General features: G+C 59.6%; 3 protein-coding genes and 2 pseudogenes. 2 read left to right on the top strand and 3 right to left on the bottom strand.

The window, feature by feature from the left end; translation table 11 throughout:
• Positions 1 to 77: 77 nt before the first annotated feature.
• Together arsB and C451_RS01030 are read right to left on the bottom strand one after the other, a co-directional pair.
• Positions 78 to 1,238, bottom strand: a complete 1,161-nt coding sequence (gene arsB / locus C451_RS01025; protein WP_007736705.1) for an ACR3 family arsenite efflux transporter — start codon at positions 1,236 to 1,238, stop codon at positions 78 to 80.
• Positions 1,231 to 1,629: an ArsR/SmtB family transcription factor gene (locus tag C451_RS01030; protein ID WP_007736706.1), complete on the bottom strand. Its 399-nt coding sequence runs from the start codon at positions 1,627 to 1,629 to the stop codon at positions 1,231 to 1,233. Before C451_RS01030 ends, arsB begins: the two co-directional genes overlap by 8 nt.
• A 140-nt stretch (positions 1,630 to 1,769) precedes the next feature.
• Here C451_RS01030 and C451_RS01035 point away from each other — a divergent pair, with 140 nt between their 5' ends.
• Entirely contained in the window at positions 1,770 to 2,189 is a 420-nt protein-coding gene (locus C451_RS01035) for a RidA family protein (RefSeq protein WP_007736707.1), read from the top strand.
• A 132-nt stretch (positions 2,190 to 2,321) separates the two neighbouring features.
• Here C451_RS01035 and C451_RS01040 read toward each other — a convergent pair.
• Positions 2,322 to 2,690 (bottom strand): annotated as a pseudogene (locus tag C451_RS01040) (permease); the annotation flags it as partial.
• Between the two features lie 60 nt (positions 2,691 to 2,750).
• Here C451_RS01040 and C451_RS24460 point away from each other — a divergent pair.
• A pseudogene (locus C451_RS24460) lies at positions 2,751 to 3,011 on the top strand (IS66 family transposase); the annotation flags it as partial.
• Positions 3,012 to 3,183 lie beyond the last annotated feature (172 nt).

Below are 3,183 nucleotides of genomic sequence, written 5' to 3' on the forward strand. Positions count from 1 at the left end.
CGCTCAGAGATGTGTATAAGAGACAGCGGGTCAGCTGTATCAGTAGTGGTGGACATTGGCTTTGGTTCGTGCGGGAATTAGTCGTCAGTTGTCGGCTCTGAAGCGGATGTGTCGAGGCTACCAGTCCCAGTCCCACTCCAGTCGAGTTTGCGCTGGAAGTAGAGTGCGACGTTGACCAGCGCGAGGAGCACGGGAACCTCGATGAGCGGGCCGACGACGGTGGTGAAGGCGACGCCGGAGCCGACGCCGAACACGGCGACCGCGACCGCGATGGCCAGTTCGAAATTGTTCGAGGCCGCGGTGAAGCCGATCGCGGTCGTCGTCGAGTAATCCGCGCCGATGCCTTTCCCCATGCCGAAGCTCACGAAGAACATCACCACGAAATAGATCGTCAGCGGCACGGCGATCAGCAGGACGTCGCCCGGCTGAGCGACGATGCTCTGGCCCTGCGTGGCGAACATCACGATGACCGTGAACAGCAGCGCGACCAGCGTCAGCGGGTCGATCTTCGGGACGAACTCATCGTCGTACCACTCCTCGCTCTTGACGCGCGTGCCGACGTAGCGAGTCAGAAAGCCGCCGACGAAGGGGATGCCGAGGAAGACCACGATCGCCTGGAACACCTGCATCGGGGTGATATCGAAGGTCGTGATGCCGGCGACGAGCGAGTCCATGCCCAGCAGTGGCGGGAGGAACAGTCCGAAGAACCAGACGTAGACGCCGTAGGTGACGATCTGGAAGAGGCTGTTGAACGCCACCAATCCGGTGACGTATTCGGGCGAGCCCTCGGCGAGTTCGTTCCAGACGAGCACCATCGCGATACACCGGGCCATCCCGATGAAAACGAGACCGAGGAAGAACTCGGGACGGGCCGGCAGGCCGGGGACGAGCCCGCTGAAGAACACGACCGCGAGCCCGAACATCAGCGTCGGCCCGATGAGCCAGTTCTGGATGAGGCTCAGCCCGAGCACGCGCCAGTTGCCGAACACCGTCCGAAGCTGCGAGTAGTCGGCCTTCGCCAGCGGCGGGTACATCATCAGTACGAGACCGATCTCCACGAGGTGGAGGTCCTGGATCGGTTCGGTCACCGAGGGAGCGAGATAGCCGAGCCCGACGCCAATCGCCATCGCGCCGAAGATCCAGACGGTGAGATACTTGTCGAGGAAATCCATCGAGCGCGGATCGCCACAGCTCTCGCACTCGCAGTCCGGGCCATGCTCGTGGTCGACGCTACTCATCGCTCACGCTCCCGTCGAGGACCGTCACGAGGGTGATGGCACAATTGGTAGCTTGATATTTCTTCCATCGTCCGTCCTTGCGTCCGGTCGCGAGCCCCGCGTCGACGAGCGCCGAGAGCGCGTGACTCAGCCCGCTTTCGCTCACGTCGACGACGGCCTGGAGTTCACAGACACAGAGCTCCTCCCCAGCGGCCACGAGTACACGAGCGAGCGTGTAGCGCGTCTCGTTGGCGAGTGCGGCGAGCACGTCGAGTTCGGCGTCGACCTGTGCCGGTCCAAGCGCTTTTTCAAGCGTGCCGAGTTCGTCGAGTCGCCGCTCGACGTCCTCGTCTCGACATTCGCCGAGTTCGTCTTCGAGATATCGCTGGAGTCGTTCGGTCGCTTCTGCCATGAAAACTCAATTGACGACCGTCTCAATTAACCGTTTCGATGCTAATGCGAATTACCCCCTCTCTGACCACCTTTGAACCTTTATATCGCTTTCCGGGCGTGGCGAAAGACTTTTTGCTTGAACGAATACTAAACCAGGGCGTGCAATCAGAGCAAGTCAGCAAATCGATTCCTGATCGAGCGAGCGAAGGCAGCCGAAGGCAGCGCGATGGGACGGAGTTCATCGGCGGCTACGGAAGGAAAACCGGCGACTCGGACCTCCGTTTCATCGAGGGGCAACTCCCCGAGCACGGAGGTCGGGTCGAAAGCGACGAATCGCCAGCCCAGCAGCTCGAACTCGCCTTACAGAACCTCGAAACCACCCTGAATCAGCGCGGGCAGAGGATGGACGACGTGCTTCAGCTAACGCTGTATCTTGCCGATATGGACGCCTACGAATCGGTCAACGAGACATACGAGCGATACTTCGAAGACACATATCCGGCGCGCACGACCGTTGGAGCCTGCGAACTACTCGGTGGTGCTGCAGTCACCGTCGACGCGGTCGCCGCCCTCGAATAGCCCCGAACAGACTGCTACGGATACGAAGCCGGTTCCGGTCGCTCGTGATCGGGATCATCAGGACGGCGAAATCGATGTTGTCACGGTATCGTTGGAAATGGAGATGGATGACTGATGAGCCAGCGGGCCAACTTAGACGATGAAGACATTGAACACGACACCAACGACGACACCGATTGCGACGACGGTGGTAGCGTAAACGATCAACAGCCGGCGCTTGAAGAGTTTGTTCAGGAGAATCACGTTGGGGATGCTGACACCAGCTCCGCCAACGACGAACGCGAGAACGGTTCCGATAGCGATTCCCTGTTCGCTGAGGGAAGCGGCAATGGGCAACATTCCACTGAGGCTGACGTAGATCGGCGCACCGGCGAGCGCAGCCAGCGGCACGGCGAGCGGGTTCTCAGATCCGAGGACGGTCTGGAGCACGTCGACTGGAACGACGCCATGAATCAGTACCCCGATCACCATTCCGAGAATTAAATATGGGTACGTGTTTAGCGGAACAGTCGTGTCGAAACCGTAGCTCTCAGGGAAGAGCAGGACGAACAGCCGCTAATTGTGCTTTCCGGGCCTGACGGATCGCCGAGGTCGAACGACCCGGCGATCCGTTCTGTAGGTCGGACGATCCTTCCCCAGCGAGATCTTGCTCTTCTCGCTGAGAACGTGTTTCTTCGCCAGCAAAACGCTGCCCAGAACGAGCGAATCGAAGGGCTCGAAAACCGCCTCAAGCAGTACGAAAACGCCCACACACTGTCCAGCAAGCAAGGCGGTGCCGGACAACAGCCACAGAATGAGGAGTCGGAGCAAGACGAGGAAAACAAATTATTGCTCTGTTGATCGCCGGTTCTGTCCGGCGATTCTATCGCTGAGTTCAGGTGAATTGGACGCCCTCTTGCGATATGGAGCGGTTACGACAACGCGCGAAGAAATATCGAGAACTTGCCAAAGAACACGTGGAAGATCCAGACGCTCCTGCCGTCGCCGACGAAGA

Origin of the sequence: Halococcus thailandensis JCM 13552, from assembly GCF_000336715.1 — an archaeon.
GTDB classification, from domain to species: Archaea; Halobacteriota; Halobacteria; order Halobacteriales; family Halococcaceae; genus Halococcus; species Halococcus thailandensis.